We start from the raw sequence: 24,893 nt of genomic DNA, 5'->3' as shown, positions 1-24,893 counted from the left end.
TCATTGCGACCTGGATAGTGGGACAGCGGCGAAATGTTAACGCGACGGTCACGTCCTGAGTGACCCGAATCTGAACCGCCCCTCCCCGGCATGGGCCGGGACGGGGCGCTACATCATTGCGGCCTGAACGTGAACGTTAGGTTGCGCTGGAAGACGTCTTCGAAGCCTTGGTACGGAAGCGGCTGGGCGCGCAGCACGGCGTTCTCCACCGACGCGCGTCCCGCGGCGTCGTACGGGCAGCTCGAGTCGACCTTGGCGCTCAAGACCTGCCCGCCGGGCACCTGCACGATGTGCACGACGCACGACGTGGCCGGCATGCTGTCGGGCCTCAGCCAGTTCTGCGTGACCGAGTTCTGGATAGCCGCCAGGTACTGGCCCAGCTTCCCGGTGTCCCGGCCGTTGGTGCCCGACTGCTTCTGGTCGGCAGGCGGCAGGTCCGGAAGTCCGTCGTCCTTTGCGTTCTGCAGGTCTTTCAGCTGCTGCTCGGCCTGCTTCTTGGTCGTGTCGGCCTTCTTCGTCTGGGCCTTGGCGGCGTCGAGCTGCTTGAAGATGTCGTCGATTTCCTTCTGCTTTTCTTTCTTCTTCTGCTCCTGCTCGGCGTCCAGTTCGGCCTGGCGCTGGCGCTGTTTCTCTTCCTGCAGGCGCTTGGCGTCCTCCGCCTTCTGCACGGCGTCGTCGACGACCTTCTCCTGGTCCTTGAGGTCCGGCTGCTTGGGCGGCGGCGGGAGCGTCTCGACCTTGGGCTTTTCGGGCTGCGGCGGGGGCGGCGTCGGAACCACGGGCGGTGGCGGCGTGGTGTCCGGCACCGGCTTGACCTTGGTCGCCTTCGGCGGCGGGCTGCCGGTCGGGCCGACCAGGGTCGCCTCGATGATCTGGCCGGGCAGCTCGAGGGGCGCGGGGCACTTCAGGGGATTCCACTCGGCCGGGAGGCCGATCGCCTCCGCCCATTTCTCGTAATCCGAGCACGGAATGATCGCGAGGCCCAGGAAGGCCACGATACCGATGTGCAGGAGCGCGGCGAGGAAGACCGCGCGAGGCGTGCCGTTACGGTTTTCCATTCTGCGCCGACTGGGGCTGGCTCATCAGGCCGATCTTGGAGACACCGGCCTCCTGCAGGATCGGGAGGATCGAATAGACCTTGCCGTAGCCCACGCGCTGGTCACCGGCGACCAGGACCTGGAGCTCCGGGTTCGCGTCATGGAAGGCGGTGATCTTCTTGCGGAATTCGTCCTCGCTGACCGGCTCGCGCTTCGCGCCGTTCGCCGTGAGGTAGATCTGGCCGGCCTCGTCGACCGACACGACGACCGGGTCCTTCTTGTCCTGCAAGGACTTGGCGTTGGTCTGCGGCAGCTGGATATCGACGCCGAGGTTCATCATCGGCGTGGTGACCATGAAGATGATCAGCAGCACGAGCATTACGTCGATGTACGGCACGACGTTGATCTCGGATTTCAGTTTCCGCTTTTGCCGGCGGTAGGTAGTGCGCATGGCGTACGCTCCCGCTCAGGCGACGTCGTCGGTGTGGATCTGCCGCTGCAGCACGGAGGAGAACTCTTCCTGGAACACCTCGTAGCGGGAGGCGATGCGCTCGACCTTGTTGGCATAACGGTTGTACGCCCAGACGGCCGGAATGGCGGCGAACAGGCCCATGGCAGTGGCGATCAGCGCTTCGGAAATGTGCGGGGCCACCACCGAAATGGTGACGTCCTTCATTTCGCCCAGGCCCTGGAAGGCGCCCATGATGCCCCACACGGTGCCGAACAGGCCCACGTAGGGGCTGATCGAACCGACGTTCGCGAGGAATTCCAGGTTCTGCTCCAGCTTGCCGATCTCGCGGGTGCCGGCCACGCGCATGGCGCGTTCCGAGCCCTCGATGACGCGGTTGGCGTCCGTGACGCGGCGCTGGCGCTGGCGGGCGAACTCACGGAAGCCGGCCTCGAAGACGTTTTCGATGCCATGCTGGCCGTCGCGGTTACCCACCTCGCGGAAGAGCGCGGCGAGGTCGGCGCCCGACCAGAAGCGGTCCTCGAAGGTTTCGGCGTTGTCGTGTGCCGTTTTCAGCTGGCTGTACTTGCGGATGATGATCACCCAGGACAGGAACGAGAACACCAGCAAGAGGAGCATCACCAGTTGTACGGGCAGGCTCGCTTCCGACACCAGCTTGAAAATGTTCAGTCCACCGTTCATCGCTTGAGGGCTCTCCGCCGGGTATCTGGCTTTCAGGTAATGGGGAATTCGTTGGCAAACAGACCCGCGGGGATCTGCGCCGGGCGCATCGTGTCGAGGTTTACGCAAGCCACGCGCACCTGCGCGCGTACCAGTGCCGCATCCCCCCGCACGATCTCCTGACCGAACAGCATACTGGCTGAACGACGTTCTTTGACGCTTACCGTGACCCGGAGTTCATCATCCAGACGGGCCGGGCGGTGGAAATCCAGGTGCATGTCGCGAACCACGAAGCCCAGCGAGGTCGACTCGCGCAGGGTCAGCTGATCGATGCCCTGGGCACGCAGCCACTCCGTCCGCGCCCGTTCCATGAAGCGGATGTAGTTCGCGTGGTAGACGACGCCACCGGCGTCGGTGTCTTCCCAGTAGATGCGGACGGGCCAGCTGAAAACGCTCATGCCCCGTCCGGGAAAAGGTCCGGCGTGGCCGCCTGGCGCGGCGGCGGACTGAGCCCCAGGTGCCGCCAGGCCTTGGCGGAGGCCATGCGGCCGCGTGCCGTCCGGATCAGGTACCCCTGCTGGATCAGGTAGGGCTCGACCACGTCCTCCAGGGTGCCGCGGTCCTCGCTGAGGGCGGCGGCCAGCGATTCCACGCCTACCGGACCCCCGTCGAAATTCTCGATGATCGTGCTGAGCAGGCGGCGGTCCAGGTCGTCGAAACCCTCGGCGTCCACCTTCAGCATATCGGTGGCGGCCCGGGCCAGTTCATGGGTGATCCGGCCGTCGCCACGCACCTCGGCGAAGTCGCGCACACGACGCAAAAGGCGGTTGGCGATGCGCGGGGTGCCGCGCGAGCGCCGGGCGATCTCCACTGCCCCCTCGAACTCGCATTCGATGCTGAAGATTCGCGCCGCGCGACGCACGATGGCCGTCAGCTCCTCGACGCTGTAGAACTCCAGGCGCTGGATGATGCCGAAGCGATCGCGCAGCGGCCCGGTAAGCAGGCCCGCGCGCGTGGTCGCGCCGATCAGCGTGAACGGCGGAAGGTCGAGCTTGATCGAACGCGCCGCCGGCCCCTCGCCGATCATGATGTCGATCTGGAAATCCTCCATCGCCGGATAGAGCACTTCCTCCACCACCGGCGACAAACGATGGATCTCGTCCACGAAGAGGACGTCGTTCGCCTCGAGATTGGTCAGCAGCGCCGCCAGGTCGCCCGCGCGCTCCAGCACCGGCCCCGACGTGGAGCGCACGCTCACACCCAGTTCGTTGGCGATGACATGGGAAAGCGTGGTCTTGCCGAGGCCGGGCGGCCCGAAGATGAGGGTATGGTCCAGCGCCCCGCCACGCCGCCGCGCCGCCTCGATATAGATGGCCATCTGCTCGCGCACCGTCTGCTGGCCGAGGTACTCGGCCAGCCGCTTCGGCCGGATGCTTGCCTCCAGCGCCTCGTCGTCCATGGCGGCGGCAGAGGAAATGATGCGGTGTTCGGACATGGGCCGCATTATGGCAGGTCTTGGCCGCGGGACGGCTCGCCCCGCGGCCCGAATGACAGTCACCCGCCCAGGCTGCGCGCCAGCGCCAGCAGCGATTCCTCGTTCGCTTTCACCGCCGCAGGGTCGAGCGGCTGCAAGTCCATGCGGAACACCGTGCTGTCAGTGAACCATGCCAGCGACACCAAGCCCTTACCGAGACGCTCCCGCTTCGTCTGGATTGAGGCGGGGCTACCGTTGACATCGGCGTTGAGCCATTCCTGCGCTACGGTGATAGAGCCACCGCTCTCGCGGTACTCCGACTCGTCCAATTGCACATATCCAAATCCAGGGACCTCCCATGCCCGCGTGACGCCTGTCCAACGCCCATCGCGAAGCCCCCCGGCTGTCGTGGCTTCGGCAAGAGGTGTCTTCTCGAGAATGGTGCCCCGCACGGAAATCGGGTCGTAACGCAGGCGCGGACGAATCGATTCCAGCGACCGGTGCGGCACGTCGGAGACAGCCGCGCGGCTTCGACCATCCGGCCGTCGACCGGCGGCGCGAAGATCAGGCACGTCCCCCGATCGGGCGACGTGTGCCCCCTTCGCCGCTTGATCCGCGAGTTCGCGTGCAGCCTGCCGCGCAGCGGGACCCACAAAGGGCGACTGGTCGAGCGGAACGATATGCAGCCCGGGAGATGCCGGCACCCGGGTCATGTCGATGCCGGCCGCTTTGGCTCGCTTGACCGCCTCCTGCAGCATATGAGCTTCGGCCGCAACTGAATCGACAGGAACCGCCTCTTCGGCGTGAACGCCCGTCACGATGCCGCACCCGGCCACGATAGAAACCGCAAGAAACTTACGAATAGTCCGTTTCATGTCACCACTCCGTCAGATTGCAGTCCGTGGCCGATGAGGAGGTCCTCCAGTCGGACGTATTTCAAACTAGAAACTCAGCGAGCAAGACAGCAGCGGGATCAGGAGGCGTTCCATGAAGGTGCGGAGTTCGCAGTCCGCGCGGGCAGCAACGACTTCAAGCACTTTTCTCCGACGCCTGCTCCGGCCCGGACAGTCATCGCCATCCATACGGCGACGAAGCCGCTTGAGGCACGAACCCGCGCTAGCGGGTTGTCCGATTAGTTAGCGGCGGACGGACTTCGCGCGCCCTAAAGTCGCTGGGCCCCTGCCTTCGCAGGGGCGACGGGAGGGCCTAGGGAGCAACCTCAAATCTCGACTTGCGCGCCCAGTTCGATCAGGCGATTGCCCGGGATCTGGAAGAACGCCGTGGCCGGCATTGCGTTACGCGCGAGGAATGCGAACAGCTTGTCGCGCCACAGGGCCATGCCTGGGCGGCGCGCGTCCGCGACGATCGTTTCCCGCGACAGGAAGAACGTGGTGTCCATCATGTCGAAGTCCAGACCCAGTGCGCCCGCGCGCGCCAGCGAATTGGGAATGTTCGGGTCCTCAGCGAAACCGTAGCGCAGCTGCAGGCCGTAGAAGCCATTGCCGTACTCGATGACTTCCATGCGCTCGTCGCTCTCCGCGACGGGAGTCTCGAGCATTTCCACCGTCAGCAACACGTTCCGCTCGTGCAGCACCTTGTTGTGCTTCAGGTTGTGCAGCATCGCGTGCGGCACCGCGTTCTGGTTCGCGGTGAGGAATACCGCCGTGCCCGGGACGATCAACGGCGGATGGTCCGCGATGTTCGCCACGAACGGCTCCAGCGCCAGGCCCGACTGCTTGATCTCGCGCACCACCAGGTCCCTGCCCCGGCGCCAGGTCGTCATCACCGTGAAGATGATCACGCCAAGCACCAGCGGGAACCAGCCGCCATGGGCGATCTTCAGCGCGTTCGCGCCGAAGAACGAAAGGTCGGTGATGAGGAAGATCACGCCCACGGTGATGACGGCGGACCAGTGCCAGCCCCAGCGCCTGCGGGCCACCACCAGCGCCAGCAGAGTCGTCATCGTCATCGTGCCGGTCACCGCGATGCCGTACGCCGCGCCAAGGTTGTTGGACGAGCGGAAACCGATCACGGCGAGGAACACCAGGACCAGCAGCAGCCGGTTCACCCAGGGCACGAAGATCTGCCCCGACATCTCGTGCGACGTATGCACCACAGCCATGCGCGGCGAGTAGCCGAGCGACATCGCCTCGCGGGTCATCGAAAAGGCACCCGAGATGACGGCCTGCGACGCGATGATCGCCGCCATCGTCGACAACGCCACCATCGGATAGAGCCACTCCTCCGGCACCATGCGGTAGAACGGATTCTCGATGGCGCTGCGGTCGTGCAGGAGCAGCGCGCCCTGGCCGAAATAGTTGATCAGCAGGGCCGGCAGCACGAACCCGAACCAGGCGAGCCGGATCGGACGCTTTCCGAAATGGCCCATGTCCGCATACAGCGCTTCCGCACCCGTGAGTGCCAGCACCACGCCGCCCAGGGCAATGAAGGACAGCTTGCCGTGTTCGCGGAAGAAGGCGACCGCGTACCAGGGATTCAGCGCAACCAGCACTTCGGGATGCGCTACGAGCTGGCGCAGGCCGAGGAACGCCAGTACGAGGAACCAGAGCACCATGACCGGCGCGAACGCCTTGCCGACGATGTTCGTACCGTGCCGCTGCACCGCGAACAAGATGAAGATGATGACCAGGCAGATCGGCAGCACGTAGGTGTCGAGCTGCGGCGCGGCGATTTCCAGGCCCTCCACGGCGGAAAGAACCGAGATGGCCGGTGTGATCACGCCGTCGCCGTAGAACAGCGACGCGCCGAAGATGCCGATGGCCGCCAGCACCCAGCGTGCCCGGGGCGAGCCGCTGACGCTGCGCTGCGCCAGCGCCATCAAGGCCATGATGCCGCCCTCGCCCTTGTTGTCCGCGCGCATCACGAAGGTGACGTATTTCAACGACACCACCATGATCAGCGACCAGAAGATCAGCGAGAGCACGCCCAGCACGGCGGCCGGGTGCGGCGTCATGCCGTGCGTGCCCAGCGTTTCCTTCATGGCGTACAGAGGGCTGGTGCCGATGTCTCCGAAGACGACGCCGATGGCGCCGAGCGCGAGCGCGCCCAACCGGCGGCCGTGCGCGTGCTGTACGTCTTCGGCGTGGTTTTCCGATTTCACTTTCAACCTCCGAGCGCCGCGCGCAGCGCCTTGCGGATGATGGCCTCGGCGGAATCGCCTTCCGCCGCCGCCTTCTGTACCAGCCGCGAAGCTTCCACGGGCTTGTAACCGAGTTGTTGCAGGGCGACGGTGGCTTCGCCCACGGGATCGGCGGGTGCAACCTCGCCCACCGTGCCAATGGGCAGGCGTACGCCCGCGGCATCCACGCGATCGCGCAGTTCCACCACCATGCGCTCGGCGGTCTTCTTGCCGATGCCCGGAATCTTGGTCAGCGCCACCACGTCGCCGGCATGCACCAGCCGTGACAATTCGTCGGTGGCGACGCCGGACAGCACGGCCAGCGCGATCTTCGCGCCAATGCCGCTCACCTTGAGCAGATTGCGGAACATCGCCCGCTCCGCCTCGCGCAGGAAACCATAGAGCGCCACGCCGTCTTCCTTCACCGCGTAGTGGGTGAGGAGCGTCACTTCCTTGCCCGTGGCGGGCAGGTCGTAGATGGTCGACATGGGCGCGTCGACGTCGTAGCCCACGCCACCCACTTCGATCAGGAGCGACGGGGGCTGCTTGCTTATGAGGGTGCCACGCAGGCGGCCGATCATCGGCGGCGTCTCCATGCGGTGCGCGGGATGCCCACGCGTTCGATGCTGGAACGGGTGTGCGCATGGGCGATGGCGATCGCCAGCGCGTCGGCGGCATCCGCCTGCAGCGGACCCTTGATGCCGAGGATCATCCCGATCATGTGCTGGACCTGGGCCTTGTCGGCGCGGCCGGTACCGACCACCGCCTGTTTCACCTCGGTCGCTGCGTACTCGTGCACGACGATTCCCTGGCTGACCACGGCACACACGGCCGCGCCGCGTGCCTGCCCCAGCTTCAGGGCCGAATCCGCGTTGCGCGCCATGAACACGCGCTCGATCGCGGCTTCCGCCGGACCATGCTCGCCGATGATGCCGCACAGCTCGTCAAAGATGCGTTTCAGGCGCAGCGGGAAGGTGGCCTCGCCGGAGACGAGCAGCGCACCGTGCCATACATGGCTCACCGCGCCGTTGTCCGCCACGTCGATGACACCGACGCCGGTACGCTGGCTGCCCGGATCGATACCGAGGATGCGGATCATGGGTCGACGGGGCGTCAGCCCTCGTCGTGGGCCGGCAGGACGGCGTTGTGGTAGACCTCGTCCACGTCGTCGAGCGAATTCAGGCGGTCCAGCAGCTTTTCGAACTGCTCGAGCGCCTCGCCGGTCGGCGTGACCAGCGGCCCGTTCGGGCGCATGACCACGTCGGAACCGTCGATGTCGAAGCCCGCGGCGGCCAGCGCCTTGCGCATAGCTTCCACGGCGATCGGATCGGGTGCCAGCAACACCGTGCCGATGCCGTTTTCGATCACGATGTCTTCCGCATTGTTCTCGATGGCGGCTTCTTCGAGCTTCGCCTCCACGTCGGCGTCGCCACCGGTGTGCACCACCACCTGGCCCACGCGGGTGAACTGGAACGCCACCGAGTTGGTGGTGCCCATATTGCCGCCGAGCTTGTTGAGCGCGGCACGCACGTCGGCCACGGTGCGCGTCTGGTTGTCGGTGACGCAGTCGATGATCAGCGCGGTGCCCGCCGGGCCGTAGCCCTCGTAACGGATTTCGTGCATGTCCGCGCCGCCTTCGGCGCCCGAGCCGCGCTTGATGGCGCGCTCGATCGTGTCCTTCGTCATGTTGGCCGCAAGGGCCTTGTCGACGGCGGCGCGCAGGCGCGGGTTGCCGTTGGGATCGGGTACACCGCCACGGGTGGCGATGGTAATTTCGCGGATCAGCTTCGTGAACACCTTGGCGCGCTTGGCGTCTTCGGCATTCTTGCGACCTTCGATGGACGGGCCTCTACCCATGTTCGATTCCTGGACCTACCGGACGGACAGGGGCGCGATTCTAACGTAGGAGCGAGAAATTTGTGGGGGTCCGCTTTGTGTGGGAGCCGCTTCAGCGGCGATGCCGCGACTGCGGGCGTCCCCGCCGAGGGCAGAGATCGCCGCTGAAGCGGCTCCCACAAAGGCACGGCACTTACGCGGTATCGAAGCGGCCTTTGCGCAGGAAAAATGCGACCTGGCGGGCCACGTCGGCCGAGACCAGCATGCCCGTGTGGCTGGTTTCCAGGACGCAATGCGCGGTGAGACCCGGCAACCGGGTTTCCTCCACGCCGACGGAACCGTCGTGCTCGCTGCCCACGTCACCGACCAGCGACCCGAGGCCCACGGGCTGTCGCCCCGCGATCACGCCCACCTCGCGCCGGCCGTCCCAGCGGTCGAGACCGTGCTCGAGCAGTTCTTTCGAGCGCCCCAGCAGCATGTCGCCGCCCCAGCGATGGGTGAGGCCGCGTGCGGCGCCGCTGCCGTTGAGCGGTGAGCCCAGGCAGACGATGCGCCCGTCGGGCAGGTCGTCGTCGTGGCAGGCCAGCAGGGCCAGGATGCCGCCCAGGCTGTGCCCCACCACGTGCACCGGCCCGGGCGCCAACGCACGGATACGCTTGCGCAGCCGCGCGATGGCCTGCTCGGGCGGCGCGGCCACGCTCATGTACTCGAACTGGTGTACCTCGAAGCCTTCCTCGCGGAGGCGCCGGTGCAACATGGCCATGGCGAACCCGCGCATCCACAGCCCGTGCAGCAGCAGGACGTGGGCCTGGGAGGCGATCATCGGGGCATCCGGATCAGGCCTTCGCCGGCTCCGCGGCGGCCACGCGAACGTGCAGTTCCTTCAGCTGCGGCTCCGATACCTGCGACGGCGCGTCGGTCATGAGGTCCTGCGCGCTGGTGGTCTTCGGGAAAGCGATGACGTCGCGGATGGATTCGGTACCGGCCATCAGCGCGGCGATACGGTCGATGCCGAAGGCCAGGCCACCGTGCGGCGGCGCGCCGAGGCGCAGGGCCTTCAGCAGGAAGCCGAACTTCGCCTCGGCCTCGGCCTCGCCGATGCCGAGCAGGTCGAATACCGCGCTCTGCATGTCCGGCCGATGGATACGGATGGACCCGCCACCGATCTCGTTGCCGTTGAGCACCATGTCGTAACCGCGGCTGACGGCCACGGCGGCGTTGGCGCGCAGGTCGGCGATGTCGTCGACCTTCGGTGCGGTGAACGGATGGTGGAGCGCGACGAAGCGCTTTTCTTCCTCGTCGTATTCGAACATCGGGAAGTCGGTGACCCACAGCGGCTTCCAGCTGTTCTCGACCATGCCGCGGTCGCGGCCCAGTTTGATGCGCAGCGCGCCCATGAAGTCGGTGACGGTCTTCCAGGGGCCCGCGCCGAAGAACACGATGTCGCCCGTGGTGGCGCCCGTAAGCGCCAGCACCTGCGCCAGCGCGGCGTCGTCGAGGAACTTGGCCACCGGCGAATTGATGCCTTCGCGGCCCTTGGCGGCGTCTTCCACCTTCAGCCAGGCAAGACCCTTCGCGCCGTACTTGCCGGCGTACTCGGTCAGCCCGTCGATGTCCTTGCGCGAAAGTTCGGCGGCGCCCGGCACGCGCAGCGCGGCCACGCGGCCAGCGGGGTCGTTGGCGGGGCCGGAGAAGACCTTGAACTCCACGTGCTTCACCGCGTCGGCGATGTCCACCAGTTCCAGCGGAATGCGCAGGTCCGGCTTGTCGGAGCCGAAGCGCCGCATGGCCTCTTCGTACGTCATGCGGGGGAAGACGGCGTCGAGTTCCACATGGCGCACTTCGCGGAACACGTGGCGGATCAGGTTCTCCACGAAGTCCTGCACGTCGCGCTCTTCCACGAACGCGAACTCGAGGTCGAGCTGGGTGAATTCCGGCTGGCGGTCGGCGCGCAGGTCTTCGTCGCGGAAGCAGCGGGCGATCTGGTAGTAGCGGTCGAAGCCCGCCATCATCAGGATCTGCTTGAACAGCTGCGGCGACTGCGGCAACGCGTAGAACTGGCCCGGGTGCACGCGGCTCGGCACGAGGTAGTCGCGCGCGCCCTCGGGCGTGGCCTTGGTGAGGATCGGGGTTTCGATGTCCTGGAAGCCGGCGGCATCGAGGTAGCGGCGCAGCTCGCGCACCAACGCGGTGCGCGTGCGCATCATCTTCTGCATCTCGGGACGGCGCAGGTCGAGGTAGCGGTAAGTCATCCGCATATCCTCGTTCGGCGACTCGTGCAGAGCGAACGGAAGATCGCGCGCCGCGTTGAGGATCTTCACCTTGTCCGCCAGCAGTTCGACCGTGCCCGTCTTCAGCTTGTCGTTCGCCGAGAGACGCTTGCGGATCTGCCCCGTGACGCGCACCACGAACTCATAGCCCAGCTCGCCGGCAATGGCGAACGCCGCCGCGTTCTCGCGCTCGATCACCACCTGGGCCACGCCCTCGTGGTCGCGGAGGTCGACGAAAGCCACGTGGCTCTGGAGGCGAAGGGTGTTGACCCACCCGCAAAGGGTGACGTCCTGGCCGATCAGCGACTCGTCGATGAGCCCGCAAAGATGGGTGCGCATGCGCTGGTAACTCTGGAGAAAAGACCCCGGATCGTACCACGAGCCGGGGTCCCGTCAGAGCCTGGACGGCCGCTCAGCGGCCGATGTCGAACTTGCCGCGGCAGCCCCGATCGGCCCAGATGCCGTCGCGGGTGAAACCGTAGCTGTAGCCTTCACGGCAGTCGCTCTGCGAGGTCTGCTCGACGAGCCGGGCGCCACGTCCGATCGGCCAGCGGCAGAACACGCGCTTGTTGTCGTTGCTGTCGCAGGAAACGATCTGGCCACCGCCCCCGGGACCGCCACCCCAACCCGGACGACCATCGTCCCAGTCCGGGCGGCCGCCATGGTCGCCCCAGCCAGGCCGACCGCCACCGCCCCAACCGCGCGCTTCCTGGAAGATGCCGCGGCATCCGTCGTCGACCCAGAGGCCGCCGCGATCGATGTCCCAGGTACGGCCACGGATGCAGGCCGTCTTGGAGTCCTGGCGCACGAGGCGGGCGTCGCGCCAGGGCACCCGGCAATACGACCGCCGCCCGTTGTCGCTATAGCAATTGACCGTGTCGCCGCCGCGCTGCGCGTGCGCGACATGCGGTGCCATGAAGGCCGCCGCGCCGAGCGCCACCGTCGCCGCCATTCCCAGGATCGCTTTCATTTCCCTGTCCCTCCGATATAGGTGGCCTCAAATTATCGGAGGAAGGCGCAATGATGTTTGAACGGATCGCAAGAATCCGCGGGCCGTTCAGGTGGTGGAGGAAGTGCCACCCGACGAAGACGACGACGAAGAGGCCGCGGGTGCTGGAGCGGGCGCGGGGGCCGCGGCCGGCGCCGGCGCGCCCGACGAACCTTCGGCGAGGTTCCGCTTCTTGTCGCCTTCCTTCTTGAAGTCCGTTTCGTACCAGCCGCTGCCGGCGAGACGGAACTGCGGGGCGCTCAACATCCGGCCCACGCGAGGCTCGCCGCAGCTCGGGCAGGTGGCCGGATCGGGATCGGACATCTTCTGCAGGCGGTCGAAACGATGGCCGCAGGCCTGGCACTGGAATTCGTAGATGGGCATGGCAGGTGGATCCTGGATGTTTCAGCCGGGCATTATCGGGCGGAGCAGCCGATTTTCAATGTGTCTGACTCCCACAATGATCATGCCGCCTCGAAAACCAGGCGGCTGCCATCGGAATCGACGCGTACCGTCTGGCCGGGCGAGAACGCACCTTGCAGGATGCGCTGCGCCAGCGGGTTCTCCAACTGCTGCTGGATCGCCCGCTTCAGCGGCCGGGCGCCGTACACCGGATCGAAGCCGGCGCTACCCAGCAGGTCGAGCGCCTTGTCCGTGACGTCCAGCGACAACTGGCGGTCGGCCAGGCGGCGCGCCAGGTAATCGAGCTGGATGCGCGCGATGGCGCGAATCTGCTTCTTGTCCAGCGGACGGAACACCACGAGGTCATCCAGGCGGTTGATGAATTCCGGACGGAAGTGCGCCTGCACCACACCCAGCACCGATGCCTTCATCTGCAGGTAGTCGGCCTCGCTGTCGCCGGCCTGCTCCTGGATGAGGTTCGAGCCGAGGTTCGAGGTCATCACGATGACGGTATTGCGGAAATCCACCGTGCGGCCCTGGCCGTCGGTAAGCCGGCCGTCGTCGAGCACCTGGAGCACGATGTTGAAGACATCCGGATGGGCCTTCTCCACCTCGTCGAGCAGGATCACGCTGTACGGACGGCGGCGCACCGCTTCCGTGAGGTAACCGCCTTCTTCGTAACCCACATAACCCGGAGGCGCGCCAACCAGCCGGCTTACGGAGTGCTTCTCCATGAACTCGCTCATGTCGATGCGGACCATCGCGTCCTGCGTGTCGAAGAGGAAGTCCGCCAGGGCCTTGCACAGCTCCGTCTTGCCCACGCCCGTGGGGCCGAGGAACAGGAACGAACCGTACGGACGGTTGGGATCGGACAGACCCGCGCGAGCGCGCCGGATCGCATCCGACACCGCGCGTACCGCTTCCTCCTGCCCCACCACGCGCGCATGCAGCGCGTCTTCCATGTGCAGCAGCTTCTCGCGCTCACCCTCGAGCATCTTCGCCACGGGAATGCCCGTCCAGCGGGCCACCACTTCGGCGATTTCCTCGGCGGTGACACGATCCTGCAACAGCGTGAAGTCCTGCTTCTCCGCCTTCTGCGCGGCAGCGAGCTGCGCTTCCAGCGCCGGCAGGCGGCCGTACTGGATCTCGCTCATCGCGCCATAGTCCTGGCGGCGCTGCGCCGATTCCAGTTCCAGGCGAGCCTGCTCGATCTGCTCCTTGATCTTCGTCGCGCCCTGCAGCGTGGCCTTCTCGGACTTCCATACCTCGTTGAGGTCGGAGAACTCGCGGTCGAGTTTCTCGATGTCGGCTTCGAGATTGGCGAGGCGCTGCTTCGATTCCTCGTCCTGCTCTTTCTTCAGCATCTCGCGCTGGATCTTGAGCTGGATGAGCCGCCGCTCCAGGCGGTCCAGTTCTTCCGGCTTGGAATCGATCTCCATGCGGATGCGCGACGCCGCTTCGTCCATCAGGTCGATGGCCTTGTCGGGAAGCTGGCGATCGGGAATGTAGCGCGCGGAGAGCGTAGCAGCCGCGACGATGGCGGGATCGGTGATCTCCACACCGTGGTGCACCGCGTACCGTTCCTTCAGGCCACGCAGGATCGCGATGGTGTCTTCCACGCTCGGCTCGCCCACGAACACCTTCTGGAAGCGGCGCTCGAGCGCGGCGTCCTTTTCCACGTACTTACGGTACTCGTCGAGCGTGGTCGCGCCGATGCAATGCAGCTCGCCACGCGCCAGCGCCGGCTTCAGCATGTTGCCGGCATCCATGGCGCCATCGGCCTTGCCTGCGCCCACCATCGTGTGCAGCTCGTCGATGAACAGGATGACCCGCCCTTCCTGCTTCGACAGGTCGCTGAGCACGGCCTTCAGGCGTTCCTCGAACTCGCCGCGGAACTTCGCGCCGGCGATCAGGGAACCCATGTCGAGCGACAGCACGCGCTTGTCGCGCAGGCCTTCCGGCACCTCGCCATTGACGATGCGCTGCGCCAGGCCTTCCACGATGGCCGTCTTGCCCACGCCGGGCTCGCCGATGAGCACCGGATTGTTCTTCGTGCGGCGCTGCAGGACCTGGATGGTGCGGCGAATCTCCTCATCGCGACCGATCACCGGGTCGAGCTTGCCGCTCTCGGCCCGTTCGGTGAGGTCGATGGTGTATTTCTCCAGCGCCTGGCGCTGGTCCTCCGCGTTTTCGGACTGCACTTTCTCGCCGCCGCGCAGCTTGTCGATGGCGGCTTCGAGGTTTGCCTTCGTCGCACCCGCGGCTTTCAGCGCGCCGCCGGTTTCGCCGCGGTCTTCCAGCGCCGCCAGCAGGAACAGTTCGCTGGCGATGAACTGGTCGCCACGTTGCTGGGCCAGTTTGTCGGTGAGGTTGAGCAGACGGTTCAGATCGTTGCCGAGGCTGATGTTGCCTTCCTGCCCGCTGACCCGCGGCATGCGCTCGAGGATCTCGCCCAGGCGCTGGCGCAGCGCCGGTACGTTCACCTGCGCCTGCGTGAGCAGCGGTGCGGTCGAGCCGCCCTGCTGGTCGAGCAGCGCCGCCAGGAGGTGCGCCGGCTCGAGGATATTGTGGTCGCGGCCGACGGCCAGCGACTGCGCGTCGGCCAGGGCCTGCTGGAATCTCGACGTGAGTCTGTCCATTCGCATCTTGGTTGTCTCCGAAAGTACGGCGTGCCCCGGGCCCTCCCCGCGACCGCCTCTGGCGACACAGATGCGGGTTCCCGCCTGTGCCTTCAACGGTAACCTACGCCGGAGTGCAGCGGATTCTTCACGATCCGGCATGCATCCTTGCAGGAATCACCGAACCTGGAGCCGCCGTGACCGCCACCAGCGAAAGCCTGCCGCGCCCGCCTGCCGACCTCGTGACGACCGCCACCGCTCTCTTCCTCGACGCCGACGGCACCCTGCTCGCCTTCGCCGACGACCCCGAAGGCGTGGCGGTGCCCGAAGGCATGCTCGACACCCTCGACGCCCTCCACGAGGTGCTGGGCGGTGCCCTCGCCCTGGTCAGCGGGCGCGCCATCGCGAGCCTCGACAGCATCTTCGGCCGTCCGCGCTGGGCCGCGGCGGGCCAGCACGGACTCGAACGTCGCGACGCAGACGGGCGCACGAGTACCGTGCCGGTAGACGCCGCCGAACTGGCCCGCCTCCGGGACACGGTGCACGCGGCCGCGCTGGCCATGCCCGGCGTGCGGGTGGAGGACAAGAGCTGGTCCGTCGCCCTGCACTGCCGCGAACATCCCGAATACATGGCGGAACTGGAACGCGTGGCGCCCGCCATCGCCGCACGGTTTCCCGGGTTCGAACTCCAGCCCGGCAGCTACGTCTACGAATTCAAGCCGCGCGGCATGGACAAGGGCGTGGCGGTAGCGGCCTTCCTCGAATCGCCCCCGTTCCAGGCGCGGCATCCGGTCTACCTGGGCGACGACCTCACCGACGAGCACGCTTTCGCCCTCGTCAACGACCGTGGCGGCGCGTCGGTGCGCGTGGGTGCAAGAACACCGTCATCAGCCGTGTTCACATTGTCTAGCCCAGGCGATGTCCATGCTTGGCTCGATTCCGTGAAAGCCGCATTGACGCAAGGAGCCGCAAGGAGACAATGAGTCGACTAGTCGTCATATCGAACCGCGTCGCGCTGCCGAAACAGACGCAGACCGGCGGACTGGCCTCCGCGATGAACGCGGCATTGCAGGAAATGGGCGGCCTGTGGTTCGGATGGAGCGGCAACATCGCCGCCGAAACCGGCAAGGAACTGCACGAGGTCCAGGAAGGAAACATCAGCTACGCCACGATCGACATGTCCAAGACGGACCATGACGACTACTACAGCGGTTTCGCCAATCGCGCGCTGTGGCCGCTGTTCCATTATCGCGGCGACCTCGTTGACTATCGCCGCGACCACCTGGAAGGCTACCTGCGCGTCAATCGCGCATTCGCCAAGCGCGTGGCGAAGCTCATCCGCAAGGACGACATCGTCTGGGTGCACGACTACCACCTGATTCCTCTCGCCGCGATGCTGCGCGAACTGGGTGTGGAGAACCGCATCGGCTTCTTCCTGCATACCCCGCTGCCCGCAGCGGGCCTCCTGATCACGCTGCCGCGCCACCAGGAAATCCTCGAGCCGTTGGCCTCGTACGACCTCGTCGGCGTGCATACCCAACGCGACCTCCGCGCGCTCGAAGATTATTTCCTGCACGAACTGGGCGCCGCCATGCGCACCGGCGGCCGCATTCGCGCCGCCAACGGACGCATTTTCCGCGCCGGCGTGTTCCCGATCAGCATCGACACCGCCGAGGCCGTGGAGCTGGCACACCGCGCGGAGGACAGCGGCGCCGTCTCGAAGCTCAAGGCATCCATCGATGACCGCGCCCTGATCATCGGCGTGGACCGCCTGGATTACTCGAAGGGCCTTCCGGAACGCTTCGAAGGCTTCGCGCGCCTCCTGCGCGACCACAAGGAAATGCGCGGCCGGGTGTCCCTCCTGCAAATCGCACCGCCTTCCCGCTCGGACGTGCCGGAATACCGCTCGCTGCGTCGCGAACTGGAACGCAGCGCGGGCCACATCAACGGCCAGTATGCGGAACCGGACTGGGTGCCCATCCGCTACGTGAACAAGTCGTTCGCGCACAAGGTCCTGGCCGGCTATTTCCGCGTGGCGAAGGTGGGCCTCGTCACGCCACTGCGCGACGGCATGAACCTCGTGGCGAAAGAATACGTGGCCTGCCAGGATCCGCAGGACCCCGGGGTCCTGGTGCTCTCGCGCTTCGCGGGCGCGGCGCAGGAACTCGATGCGGCCCTCCTGGTGAACCCGTCCGACCTGGACGAGGTGTCGGAAGCGCTGAAGCGCGCGCTCGAGATGCCGCTGAAGGAACGCCGCATGCGCTGGCAGTCGATGATGGACGTACTGGAACGCAACGACATCACCACCTGGCGCAACGCCTTCCTCCACGCCCTGACCGAACCGCCGCGGGTAAAGCCCGAGATCTACATGCCGTCGCCGGTACCGCTCAGCTCTTAAGCTTTTCGCATCGTAGGGCTCAGCGTGCGTGTCCAGATCAGCGAGGCGAAGCGGCCGCTGGCGGCGCCGTCGCGGCGGTACGAATAGAGGCGCGCATCGCGGAACGTGTCGAAGCCGCCGCCGGAGACCCGCGTGACGCCCGCTGCCGCCAGCCTGAGTCGCGCTAGCCCGTACAGGTCGCAGGTCCAATGGCCCGGACGCGTTGCGCAGAACGCCGCTTCCGCTGCCGGGTCGCGTTCGACGAAAGCCGCGCGGACTTCTTCGCCTACCTCGTACGACGGCCCGCCGATCGCAGGGCCCAACCAGGCGACCAGCGACGCGGGCGACACGCCCATCCGTTCCACCGTGTTCTCGAGCACGCCAGCCGCGAGGCCACGCCATCCCGCGTGCGCCGCACCGATCGTGCGCCCGTCGTCGCTGGCGAACAGCACCGGGAGGCAATCGGCGGTCAGGATCGCCAGCACACGGCCCGGGCCGTGGGCCACCGCGGCATCCGCCACCGGCTCATCGCCGGACGCGGGCACGGTGTCCGCGTCGGCGACATCGGTGCCGTGTACCTGCCGCAGCCAGAGCGGCGCGGCCGGCAGGTTCAGCGCCAGGGACAATGCCGCACGGTTCGCGATCACCAGCGCCGGATCGTCGCCCGAACGCAATCCCAGGTTCAGCCGGTCATAGGGCGGCAGCGACACCCCCGGGCCATGCCGCGTGGACACCGCGGACCCGACGGTGGAGGGAACCTCCCAGTCGGGAACGATCCATGCCTGGCCGCCCATGCTCAGTCCTCGATCGGATGCAGCGCGGTGTCGGCCCGCAAGGCCTCGATCAGCGCCTCCTGGTCGGCAGGGCGAGGGGAGTCGAATTCGAGGTAGTCGCCTGTGATCGGATGCTCGAAAGCCAGCTTCTCCGCGTGCAGCGCCTGCCGGCGGAAGCCGCGGAGAGCGTCGATCAGCTCCTGGCTGGCCCCGCGCGGAAGGCGCAGGCCGTTGCCGTAGAGCTGGTCCCCCACCAGCGGGTGGCCCAGGTGGGCCATGTGCACGCGGATCTGGTGGGTGCGGCCCGTTTCCAGGTTGCACTGGAGGACGCTGTGGGCGCGGAAGCGCTCGCGCACCCTGTAGTGGGTGATTGCTTCCTTGCCGCCGTCTTCCACGTCGCGCACACCCTGCTTCAGGCGGTCGTGCTGGTGGCGGCCGATCGGCTGGTCGACAGTACCGCCGGCCACCATCGTGCCCAGGACCACCGCCTCGTACTGCCGGTGCACGTCGTGCCGGGCCAGCATCGCCACCAGCGCGGTATGCGCCGCCATGCTCTTCGCCACCACCATCAGGCCGGCGGTGTCCTTGTCCAGGCGGTGGACGATGCCGCCGCGCGGCAGCTCGGCCAGCGCGGCGCTGTGGTGCAGCAGGGCATTCAGCAGGGTTCCCGCCGGATTGCCCGCACCGGGGTGCACGACCAGCCCCATGGGCTTGTCGATCACCATCAGGTCGTCATCCTCGTAGCGGATGTCCAGCGCGATGTCCTCAGGCTGGGCATCCACCTCCGCCTCCAGCTCGGCTTCCAGGGCCACCTGCTCCCCGCCGCGCACGAGGTGGCGCGGGGCCACGCGGGCGCCGTCCAGCAGCACCTTGCCCTCCTTGATCCAGCCGGTAAGGCGGGACCGGGAGTATTCGGGGAACATCTCGGCCAGGGACTGGTCGAACCGCCGACCCGCCGCCGCCACCGGCACGGTGGCCTCGTGTCTGACCGTCGTCATACCGCCCCGCCCGGCCCAAGGCCGGTTTCGGCTATCATGCCCTTTCGCTCAAGCATCCGAACTCTCTCAATGCGTGCAACCAAGATCACCATTCTGCTCGTCCTCGCCTTGTCGATGAGCGCCTGCTCGATGTTCCGCAGCAAGAAGGAGACGATCGACACGATGCCGGTCGACCGGCTCTATGCCAATGCCCACGAGTCACTGGAGCACTCCGACTTCGCTGCGGCCGAGAAGGCCTACGAGCGCCTCATCGCGCGCTTCCCGTCGGGGGACATCAACGAACAGTCTCAGATCGAACTGGCTTACGCGCAGTACAAAGACAACAAGCCGGACGACGCGTACTCGACGATCAATCGCTTCATCAAGACGTTTCCGACCCACAAGCATGCCGATTATGCCTATTACCTGCGCGGTCTGATCAATTTCGACCGCACGGCAGGCTTCATCGAACGCTACCTGTCCCGCGGCGAAAGCTCCGCCACCCGTCGCGACCAGGGCTTCAACCTCACCGCGTTCGACGATTTCAGCCAGCTGACGCGGCGTTATCCGAACAGCGCCTATGCCACGGACGCCCGCCAGCGCATGATCTTCCTGCGCAACCAGCTGGCCCAGTTCGAGATCAACGTGGCCGAGTATTACCTGCGCACGAAGTCGTATATCGCCTCGGCCGATCGCGCGCAGTACGTCATCGAGCATTACCAGCAGTCGCCGCAGACGGCCGATGCGCTGGCCATCCTCACCCGCAGCTACATCGCGCTCGACCGCAAGCCGCTGGCCGACCAGACCCGCCAGGTGCTGGCCCTGAACTACCCGGACCACCCGTACCTCGCGGACCCGGAATGGCCGCACCACCCGTCGATCTGGCGCAAGGCCATCCCGTTCTCCGGGCATCACTGATTGCCCCATGTGGGAGCCGCCATGGCGGCGAGAAGCCCATGGAGCATTGAAGCGGCGAGGTGAATTCCCCTCGCCGCTATAGCGGCTCCTACAGTTATCGCCCAGTTATCGCCAGCCCGAGGTGATCGGGTAGCGACGTTCGCGTCCGAAGGCTTTCGTGGTCACGCGTGGCCCCGGGGCCGCCTGGCGGCGCTTGAATTCGTTCACGTAGACCATGCGGATCACCCGCCGCACGGTCGCGTCGTCGTAGCCGGCGGCGATGATGTCTTCCGCGGAGGCCTCGCCTTCGATGAACATGTCGAGGATGGCGTCGAGCACGTCGTACGGCGGCAGCGAATCCTGGTCGGTCTGCTCGTGCCGCAGTTCGGCCGAGGGCGGACGATCGATCACCGCCACGGGAATCGCGCCGTCGATGGCCGCGCGCCAGCGTGACAGCGCATAGACGGTGGTTTTGTACACGTCCTTCAACGGCGCATAGGCACCGCACATGTCGCCGTAGAGCGTGGCGTAACCCACGGCCATCTCACTCTTGTTGCCGGTGGACAGCAGCAGCTTGCCCGTCTTGTTCGACATCGCCATCAACAACACGCCGCGCGTGCGCGATTGCAGGTTCTCTTCCGTGATGTCCGGCTGGCGGCCGGCGAACACGGGCGACAGCGCATCGGTGAATGCCCCATAGATCCCCTCGATCGGCAGCACGTGATATTCCACACCAAGCTGCTCGGCCTGGGCCTGGGCCTCCCGCAGCGACAGGCCGGATGTGTATTCGGTGGGCATCATTACGGCCGTGACCTTGTCCTTGCCCAGCGCGTCGACCGCGATGGCCAGGGTGAGCGCGGAATCGATACCGCCGGAAAGGCCCAGCAGAACGCCGGAGAAGCCATTCTTGCCGATGTAATCGCGCACGCCGCGAACCAGCCCGGCGTACATGATCGCTTCCGGCGAGCGCGTGTCCGGCGCCGGCCAGTCGATCGCCGTGAGCCGCTTCGTTGCCGTGTCGTATTCCACGGCGAGCAGCATTTCCTCGAACGACGGCGCACGCGCCGCGATGTCGCCATCCGCCTGCACCAGCAGCGAATGGCCGTCGAAGAGCAGGTCGTCCTGCCCGCCAACCAGGTTCACATACGCGATGGGCACGCCGTTCTCGGTGGCGCGCCGGCGCAGCAGTTCCTCGCGCGTGGCGGCCTGGCGACGGTCGTAGGGCGACGCGTTGATCACGAGGATCAGTTCGGCGCCCGCTTCCGCCGCGTGGGCGGCCGGCTCGGCTTCCCAGATGTCTTCGCAGATGAGCATGCCCACGCGCACGCCCTCGATGCTGAAGACGCGCGTGGACTCGCCATGCTGGAAGTAGCGCTTCTCGTCGAACACGGTGTAATTGGGGAGGGCCTGCTTGTGATAGGTCCACTCCGCCCTGCCCTCGCGGATGAGCGTGGCCGCGTTGAACACTTCGCCGCGCGTATCCGGGTGGCCCACCACCGCGGTGATGCCCTGGATCTTCGGCGCAAGGGCGGCGAGTTCCTTCGCGCAGGCCTCGAGGAAGCTGGGCCGCTGCAGGAGGTCTTCGGGCGGATAGCCCGAAAGGGTGAGCTCGGGAAAGGCGATCAGCGTGGCGCCGAGGCGGTCGCGCGCTTCCTCGGCCAGCGCCTGCGCCCGCCGGGCATTGGCGGAGGCGGCACCCACGGGGAAGTCGAACTGGGCCAGGGCGAAGCGGAACGTGGACATGGGGGATCCGTGCAGTCGCGGGGAAGCCCTATGATATGCCAACGCGGATCGAGGCCTCCTGTGGGAACCGGCTTTGCCGGCGATCCCGCGGTAGCGGGCAGGCTTTCCGCAAGCACCCATCGCCGCTGAAGCGGCTCCCACACAAAACCCGGCCTACATGTATAGACGAGCAATCGCGAGGGCGGTGTTGTACGGCTCCGGGTCGTTGCGGTTGGTCAGCAGGATCACCGTCAGGTGACGCTTCGGGTAACGGACGATCACGTTGCGGAACCCGATGGTCTCGCCCGAGTGCCACACCGAATCGCCCGTGATGCGCCAGCCGTAGCCGTACTCGATCGTCGGATCGTCGGTGCGGGTCTTGGGCGTGAAGGCCGCCGCACGCGAGGCGTCGCTGAGCAGGCGGTCGTCGTACAGCGCCGCGTCCCAGCGCGCCATGTCGTCGATGGACGAATAGATGCCGCCGTCGCCGAGCACCGAACTCGTCATGCTCTGATCGGTCCGCACCCAGCGGCCGTTTTCCTCGCTGTAGCCGAACGCACGGTGGGGCACAGGCGGTCCCTCCTGCACGTACGCAAGCGTGTCGTTCATGCCCAAGGGCAGGAATATGCGTTCGCGCAGGAAGTCCTGGAAGGTCATGCCGGAGGCTTTCTGCACGATCAGCGCGAGCATCGCGTAACCGCCGTTGCTGTAGCGGTACGAGGTACCCGGCGCGAAATACAGGCGATCCGTCTTCGCCATCAGGTCGAGCACGTCCTTGTCGCGTAGCGGTACCTTGGTATCCGCCGGCATGACGTCCTCGTAGTCGACGAGTCCGCCCTGGTGGCTCAGCAGCTGGGAGATGGTAATGGCATCCGCCGCAGTGGGAAGTTCGGGCAGCCACTTGCGCGCGCGGTCGTCGAGCGAGAGCTTGCCGTCCTGCGCCAGTAGCAGGATCGCCGCCGCGGTGAATTGCTTGCTGACGGAAGCCAGCCGATAGTCGGTCTGCGGCGACGCCGGCACGCGGTGTTCGAGATCGGCAAACCCGTAGCCTCGCCGCACCAACGGCACGCCGTCGCGCACCACGAGCAGCGAGGCACCCGGGCCGTCGCCGTCGTAGCGGGCCATCAAGGCGTCCACCGAAGAAACGGGGGGCCGGTGTGTCGCGCAGGCGACCAGAAGGATGCAACCGGCAAGCACGATGACGAGACGCATGCTCACTCCACGGGAACGTCGAAAAGGGTGTCGGCGGCCGCGGAAGGCAGCGTGTAGTGCCACCATTCCTGCGGGTAGTTCACGAAGCCCTGCCCCGCCATGGCGCGCAGCAGGCGCTGGCGATTGGCGCGCTGCGCGTCATCGATGCCGGGGAAGTCGGTATGCGCGCGGGGATCGAAGAAGTCGAAATCCGTGCCCATGTCCAGGGGCTTGCACGTGTTGCCGTCGCAGCGCATGAGCGTCAGGTCGACGGTCGCGCCGCGGCTGTGCCCGGAAACCGGTGCGATGTACTCGCCCAGCAGCGTGTCCTTGCCGAGGTTCGGATAGTGCGCGGCCTTGGTACTCGTGTCCGCGAGATCGCCCGCCCAGTGGACGAAGTTCGCGACGGCGCGCGCCGGGCGGTAGCAGTCCCAGATCCGCAGCCGGTAGCCTTCCTTGCGCAGGTCGCGTTCCACCCGCGCCAGGGCCTCGGCGGCAGCGGTGCGCAGGAAGCACTTCGGCGCGCGATAGCCATCCACGGGAGCGCCCGTGAAATTGTCGCTGCCGGCGTAGTGGATGGTTTCGGCGATATCGGGCACGAGGGTGCGGATGTCGGTCAGTCCCGCTTGCGCAGCGGTGCGCGCCGGTGAAACGCGCGGCGGCGCATCCGCCGCGTGGGCGCTAAGGGCAAGCACGCACGCGAGCGAAATCCAGGTCTTCATAGTCGTTGCTGAAGTCGGCATCGGGATCGACCTTGGTCAGGCGCAGACGGTCGGGCGCGGACAGCTCGAGCCAGGGCTCGGCATCCATCCGCTCGTCCTTCCACTGTACGAGGTAACGGCCGCCCACGCGCTCGAGGGTGCCGGTCATCGCCGGGGAACGTGCCGCCACGAACGCCACGCCTCCCTTCGCGGGACAGATGCTCACCTCGCCGAACCACGGGTCGCGCCACACGCCGAGGAAACCCTTCGCTTCGTCGGCCGAGGCGGCGACCCGCGACGAGGTGTCCGGTGCGCGCGAGCTGCCGGGCGCGGTGGCTTCCGCGGCGATGCGGTCGGCGTATTCGCCCACCGTATGTCGCTCGCCTGGCACCGTGAAGCGCTTCAGGATGGCTTCGGCGAGCGTGTCGCGCGCATCCTCACCGCCACCGTTCATCATGATGACGAAGCCGCTGCGCTTCTCCGGCAGCAGGCTCAGCGTGGAATACATACCCGACAACGTACCGGTGTGCGACACGCTCCACTGGCCGTCGACGTCGGCAAGGCGCCAACCGTACCCATAGCCGTAGAGGTGCGTGTCGTTCCACGCCTTGCGGCGCTGGCCGACCGGCATGGGGTTCTGGATCGACCACAGCGGCTCGCGCTGCTTCGCGTCGAGCCAGACGAGTTGGGACGCGTCGGGACCGAGCCAGTTGGACGCCCAGCGCAGCATGTCGTCGAGGTCGCAGCGCACGCCGCCCGCTGCCGCGGAAGTGATATCCGGAATCGTGGCCGGATCGGCGTTCGTCACCACGTTGCCGTGTTCGCCATGGTAATGCGGCTGGGCCACGTTGCCCACGCCGTCGCGCGACCAGCTGCCGATCTGGCAGCGGGAGAGCCCCAGGGGCGCGAAGACTTCGCGGCGAAGCAGGGTCTCGTAAGCCGCGCCGCCGGCCGCGGCCGCTACCTCGCCCGCCACGACATACAGCAGGTTGTCGTAGGCATAGCGCGAACGAAAGCTATGCTCCGGCTTCAGGTAGGCAAGGCCAGCGAGGATGTCCTTGCGCGTGAAGCGGTTCGGTTCCGGCCAGAGCATCAGGTCGCCCGCGCCCTCGCGCAGTCCGCTGTTGTGGATCAGCAGGTCGCGCACCTGGATCTCGCGCGTGACCCACGGATCGTTCATGCGGAAGTCCGGCAGGTACTTCGTCACGGGGTCGTCCCAGCGCAGCTTTCCCGCGGCGACAAGGCGCGCGAGCAAGGCCGTGGTCATGGCCTTGCTGTTCGAGGCGATCTTGAACAGCGTGCGGTTGTCGACCTTGCGCCCCGATCCGGCCGCCAGCGTGCCGGCGGTTCGCGTGTAGACGA

24 protein-coding genes are annotated in these 24,893 nt (G+C 66.7%); 3 read left to right on the top strand and 21 right to left on the bottom strand.

Annotated features, from left to right (window positions below; all coding sequences use genetic code 11):
- Positions 1–113: 113 nt before the first annotated feature.
- From ACPYOD_RS11700 to clpB, 15 genes are all read right to left on the bottom strand, one after another.
- Complete coding sequence (locus ACPYOD_RS11700; protein WP_481301906.1) at positions 114–1,058, bottom strand: cell envelope integrity TolA family protein; 945 nt, start codon at positions 1,056–1,058, stop codon at positions 114–116.
- Positions 1,045–1,488, bottom strand: a complete 444-nt coding sequence (tolR, locus tag ACPYOD_RS11695; RefSeq protein WP_481301905.1) for a protein TolR — start codon at positions 1,486–1,488, stop codon at positions 1,045–1,047. The genes ACPYOD_RS11700 and tolR overlap by 14 nt, the downstream gene beginning before the upstream one ends.
- A 15-nt stretch (positions 1,489–1,503) precedes the next feature.
- Entirely contained in the window at positions 1,504–2,187 is a 684-nt protein-coding gene (gene tolQ / locus ACPYOD_RS11690; RefSeq protein ID WP_481301904.1) for a protein TolQ, read from the bottom strand.
- A gap of 32 nt (positions 2,188–2,219) precedes the next feature.
- The gene (gene ybgC, locus ACPYOD_RS11685) at positions 2,220–2,624 is read right to left on the bottom strand and encodes a tol-pal system-associated acyl-CoA thioesterase (protein WP_481301903.1); all 405 of its coding nucleotides are present in this window, start codon (positions 2,622–2,624) and stop codon (positions 2,220–2,222) included.
- Entirely contained in the window at positions 2,621–3,661 is a 1,041-nt protein-coding gene (gene ruvB, locus ACPYOD_RS11680) for a Holliday junction branch migration DNA helicase RuvB (protein ID WP_481301902.1), read from the bottom strand. The genes ybgC and ruvB overlap by 4 nt, the downstream gene beginning before the upstream one ends.
- Before the next feature lie 59 nt (positions 3,662–3,720).
- Positions 3,721–4,515 (bottom strand): hypothetical protein, encoded by a 795-nt coding sequence (locus tag ACPYOD_RS11675; RefSeq protein ID WP_481301901.1) that lies wholly within the window; start codon positions 4,513–4,515, stop codon positions 3,721–3,723.
- Positions 4,516–4,859: 344 nt separating this feature from the next.
- Positions 4,860–6,761, bottom strand: a complete 1,902-nt coding sequence (locus ACPYOD_RS11670) for a potassium transporter Kup (protein WP_481301900.1) — start codon at positions 6,759–6,761, stop codon at positions 4,860–4,862.
- A gap of 2 nt (positions 6,762–6,763) precedes the next feature.
- Positions 6,764–7,360 (bottom strand): Holliday junction branch migration protein RuvA, encoded by a 597-nt coding sequence (ruvA, locus tag ACPYOD_RS11665; protein ID WP_481301899.1) that lies wholly within the window; start codon positions 7,358–7,360, stop codon positions 6,764–6,766.
- On the bottom strand, positions 7,357–7,878 hold the full coding sequence (gene ruvC, locus ACPYOD_RS11660; RefSeq protein ID WP_481301898.1) for a crossover junction endodeoxyribonuclease RuvC: 522 nt from the start codon (positions 7,876–7,878) through the stop codon (positions 7,357–7,359). The genes ruvA and ruvC overlap by 4 nt, the downstream gene beginning before the upstream one ends.
- A 14-nt stretch (positions 7,879–7,892) precedes the next feature.
- Complete coding sequence (locus ACPYOD_RS11655; RefSeq protein ID WP_481301897.1) at positions 7,893–8,636, bottom strand: YebC/PmpR family DNA-binding transcriptional regulator; 744 nt, start codon at positions 8,634–8,636, stop codon at positions 7,893–7,895.
- 172 nt (positions 8,637–8,808) lie between these two features.
- Positions 8,809–9,438 (bottom strand): esterase/lipase family protein, encoded by a 630-nt coding sequence (locus ACPYOD_RS11650; RefSeq protein WP_481301896.1) that lies wholly within the window; start codon positions 9,436–9,438, stop codon positions 8,809–8,811.
- Between the two features lie 13 nt (positions 9,439–9,451).
- A complete protein-coding gene (aspS, locus tag ACPYOD_RS11645; protein WP_481301895.1) occupies positions 9,452–11,224 on the bottom strand; it encodes an aspartate--tRNA ligase in 1,773 nt (590 codons plus the stop codon).
- 73 nt (positions 11,225–11,297) lie between these two features.
- On the bottom strand, positions 11,298–11,855 hold the full coding sequence (locus ACPYOD_RS11640; RefSeq protein ID WP_481301894.1) for a DUF3011 domain-containing protein: 558 nt from the start codon (positions 11,853–11,855) through the stop codon (positions 11,298–11,300).
- An 87-nt stretch (positions 11,856–11,942) separates the two neighbouring features.
- Positions 11,943–12,257, bottom strand: a complete 315-nt coding sequence (locus tag ACPYOD_RS11635; RefSeq protein WP_481301893.1) for an FmdB family zinc ribbon protein — start codon at positions 12,255–12,257, stop codon at positions 11,943–11,945.
- An 80-nt stretch (positions 12,258–12,337) separates the two neighbouring features.
- Positions 12,338–14,920 (bottom strand): ATP-dependent chaperone ClpB, encoded by a 2,583-nt coding sequence (gene clpB, locus ACPYOD_RS11630; RefSeq protein WP_481301892.1) that lies wholly within the window; start codon positions 14,918–14,920, stop codon positions 12,338–12,340.
- A gap of 170 nt (positions 14,921–15,090) precedes the next feature.
- On the opposite strand from clpB, the gene otsB reads away from it, so the two are divergent.
- The gene (otsB, locus tag ACPYOD_RS11625) at positions 15,091–15,876 is read left to right on the top strand and encodes a trehalose-phosphatase (RefSeq protein WP_481301891.1); all 786 of its coding nucleotides are present in this window, start codon (positions 15,091–15,093) and stop codon (positions 15,874–15,876) included.
- The gene (gene otsA / locus ACPYOD_RS11620) at positions 15,873–17,291 is read left to right on the top strand and encodes an alpha,alpha-trehalose-phosphate synthase (UDP-forming) (RefSeq protein ID WP_481301890.1); all 1,419 of its coding nucleotides are present in this window, start codon (positions 15,873–15,875) and stop codon (positions 17,289–17,291) included. Before otsB ends, otsA begins: the two co-directional genes overlap by 4 nt.
- Here otsA and pgeF read toward each other — a convergent pair.
- Positions 17,288–18,064 carry a peptidoglycan editing factor PgeF gene (gene pgeF, locus ACPYOD_RS11615; protein ID WP_481301889.1) on the bottom strand — a complete coding sequence of 259 codons (777 nt, stop codon included), beginning with the start codon at positions 18,062–18,064 and terminating at the stop codon, positions 17,288–17,290. The genes otsA and pgeF overlap by 4 nt on opposite strands.
- A gap of 2 nt (positions 18,065–18,066) precedes the next feature.
- Positions 18,067–19,041 (bottom strand): 23S rRNA pseudouridine(1911/1915/1917) synthase RluD, encoded by a 975-nt coding sequence (gene rluD, locus ACPYOD_RS11610; RefSeq protein ID WP_481301888.1) that lies wholly within the window; start codon positions 19,039–19,041, stop codon positions 18,067–18,069.
- A 69-nt stretch (positions 19,042–19,110) separates the two neighbouring features.
- Between rluD and ACPYOD_RS11605 the strand changes: the two genes are divergently transcribed.
- Positions 19,111–19,938, top strand: a complete 828-nt coding sequence (locus tag ACPYOD_RS11605; protein WP_481301887.1) for an outer membrane protein assembly factor BamD — start codon at positions 19,111–19,113, stop codon at positions 19,936–19,938.
- A 105-nt stretch (positions 19,939–20,043) separates the two neighbouring features.
- Here ACPYOD_RS11605 and ACPYOD_RS11600 read toward each other — a convergent pair whose 3' ends face one another.
- The 4 genes from ACPYOD_RS11600 to ACPYOD_RS11585 form a co-directional block, all read right to left on the bottom strand.
- The gene (locus tag ACPYOD_RS11600; RefSeq protein ID WP_481301886.1) at positions 20,044–21,660 is read right to left on the bottom strand and encodes an NAD+ synthase; all 1,617 of its coding nucleotides are present in this window, start codon (positions 21,658–21,660) and stop codon (positions 20,044–20,046) included.
- A 153-nt stretch (positions 21,661–21,813) separates the two neighbouring features.
- Positions 21,814–22,851 (bottom strand): serine hydrolase domain-containing protein, encoded by a 1,038-nt coding sequence (locus tag ACPYOD_RS11595; protein ID WP_481301885.1) that lies wholly within the window; start codon positions 22,849–22,851, stop codon positions 21,814–21,816.
- Between the two features lie 2 nt (positions 22,852–22,853).
- Entirely contained in the window at positions 22,854–23,552 is a 699-nt protein-coding gene (locus ACPYOD_RS11590; RefSeq protein ID WP_481301884.1) for a M15 family metallopeptidase, read from the bottom strand.
- Positions 23,512–24,893, bottom strand: a 1,382-nt coding sequence (locus ACPYOD_RS11585) for a serine hydrolase domain-containing protein (RefSeq protein ID WP_481301883.1), incomplete at its 5' end; no start/stop codon positions are given. The genes ACPYOD_RS11590 and ACPYOD_RS11585, both read right to left, overlap by 41 nt.

Source organism: Luteibacter sp. HAY1-4A, from assembly GCF_056755355.1.
Note: the sequence above shows the minus strand (reverse complement) of the source record. Positions and strands in the feature narration are given on the sequence as shown.

What these genes read in the sequence shown, in the direction of transcription:
- ACPYOD_RS11700 (WP_481301906.1), bottom strand. Translation starts at nt 1,058, where the DNA reads ATGGAAAACCGTAACGGCACGCCTCGCGCGGTCTTCCTCGCCGCGCTC.
- tolR (WP_481301905.1), bottom strand. Translation starts at nt 1,488, where the DNA reads ATGCGCACTACCTACCGCCGGCAAAAGCGGAAACTGAAATCCGAGATC.
- tolQ (WP_481301904.1), bottom strand. Translation starts at nt 2,187, where the DNA reads ATGAACGGTGGACTGAACATTTTCAAGCTGGTGTCGGAAGCGAGCCTG.
- ybgC (WP_481301903.1), bottom strand. Translation starts at nt 2,624, where the DNA reads ATGAGCGTTTTCAGCTGGCCCGTCCGCATCTACTGGGAAGACACCGAC.
- ruvB (WP_481301902.1), bottom strand. Translation starts at nt 3,661, where the DNA reads ATGTCCGAACACCGCATCATTTCCTCTGCCGCCGCCATGGACGACGAG.
- ACPYOD_RS11675 (WP_481301901.1), bottom strand. Translation starts at nt 4,515, where the DNA reads ATGAAACGGACTATTCGTAAGTTTCTTGCGGTTTCTATCGTGGCCGGG.
- ruvA (WP_481301899.1), bottom strand. Translation starts at nt 7,360, where the DNA reads ATGATCGGCCGCCTGCGTGGCACCCTCATAAGCAAGCAGCCCCCGTCG.
- ruvC (WP_481301898.1), bottom strand. Translation starts at nt 7,878, where the DNA reads ATGATCCGCATCCTCGGTATCGATCCGGGCAGCCAGCGTACCGGCGTC.
- ACPYOD_RS11655 (WP_481301897.1), bottom strand. Translation starts at nt 8,636, where the DNA reads ATGGGTAGAGGCCCGTCCATCGAAGGTCGCAAGAATGCCGAAGACGCC.
- ACPYOD_RS11650 (WP_481301896.1), bottom strand. Translation starts at nt 9,438, where the DNA reads ATGATCGCCTCCCAGGCCCACGTCCTGCTGCTGCACGGGCTGTGGATG.
- aspS (WP_481301895.1), bottom strand. Translation starts at nt 11,224, where the DNA reads ATGCGCACCCATCTTTGCGGGCTCATCGACGAGTCGCTGATCGGCCAG.
- ACPYOD_RS11640 (WP_481301894.1), bottom strand. Translation starts at nt 11,855, where the DNA reads ATGAAAGCGATCCTGGGAATGGCGGCGACGGTGGCGCTCGGCGCGGCG.
- ACPYOD_RS11635 (WP_481301893.1), bottom strand. Translation starts at nt 12,257, where the DNA reads ATGCCCATCTACGAATTCCAGTGCCAGGCCTGCGGCCATCGTTTCGAC.
- clpB (WP_481301892.1), bottom strand. Translation starts at nt 14,920, where the DNA reads ATGCGAATGGACAGACTCACGTCGAGATTCCAGCAGGCCCTGGCCGAC.
- otsA (WP_481301890.1), top strand. Translation starts at nt 15,873, where the DNA reads ATGAGTCGACTAGTCGTCATATCGAACCGCGTCGCGCTGCCGAAACAG.
- pgeF (WP_481301889.1), bottom strand. Translation starts at nt 18,064, where the DNA reads ATGGGCGGCCAGGCATGGATCGTTCCCGACTGGGAGGTTCCCTCCACC.
- rluD (WP_481301888.1), bottom strand. Translation starts at nt 19,041, where the DNA reads ATGACGACGGTCAGACACGAGGCCACCGTGCCGGTGGCGGCGGCGGGT.
- ACPYOD_RS11605 (WP_481301887.1), top strand. Translation starts at nt 19,111, where the DNA reads ATGCGTGCAACCAAGATCACCATTCTGCTCGTCCTCGCCTTGTCGATG.
- ACPYOD_RS11600 (WP_481301886.1), bottom strand. Translation starts at nt 21,660, where the DNA reads ATGTCCACGTTCCGCTTCGCCCTGGCCCAGTTCGACTTCCCCGTGGGT.
- ACPYOD_RS11595 (WP_481301885.1), bottom strand. Translation starts at nt 22,851, where the DNA reads ATGCGTCTCGTCATCGTGCTTGCCGGTTGCATCCTTCTGGTCGCCTGC.
- ACPYOD_RS11590 (WP_481301884.1), bottom strand. Translation starts at nt 23,552, where the DNA reads ATGAAGACCTGGATTTCGCTCGCGTGCGTGCTTGCCCTTAGCGCCCAC.